The organism is Halomonas icarae, from assembly GCF_009901955.1.
GTDB classification, from domain to species: Bacteria; Pseudomonadota; Gammaproteobacteria; order Pseudomonadales; family Halomonadaceae; genus Halomonas; species Halomonas icarae.
Genome location: NZ_WUTS01000017.1, coordinates 1 through 404, shown reverse-complemented (window position 1 = coordinate 404; position 404 = coordinate 1). Strand labels below are relative to the sequence as shown.

The 404-nt window shown below is 61.9% G+C and carries 1 protein-coding gene; it reads right to left on the bottom strand.

Annotated features, from left to right (window positions below; all coding sequences use genetic code 11):
• On the bottom strand, positions 1–404 hold a 404-nt coding region (locus tag GRB80_RS16010), incomplete at both ends, for an aldehyde dehydrogenase family protein (RefSeq protein ID WP_161424419.1).

Here is a 404-nt window from a genome sequence, read left to right as displayed (position 1 = left end):
TCCTTGAAGGTGGTCACCGCCACCACCGGCCCGAAGATCTCCTCCTGGAAGACGCGCATCTTGTTGTGGCCCTTGAGCAGCGTCGGCTCGATATAGAAGCCCTTGTCATAGTCCGGATCGAAGCTCGCCTTGTCACCGCCGGTGAGCACCTCCGCCCCCTCCTCGCGGGCGATAGCCATGTAGGACATGATCTTGTCGAACTGCTCCTGGGACGCCTGGGCTCCCACCTGGACATCGGTATCCAGCGGGTTGCCGCGCTTGATCTGCCCGACCTTCTCCATCACCTTGGCCATGAAGGCGTCATACATGGACTCCTGAATCAAGGCTCGGGAGGGGCAGGTGCACACCTCACCCTGGTTGAAGAAGGCCAGCACCAGCCCCTCGGCGGCCTTGTCGATGAACGC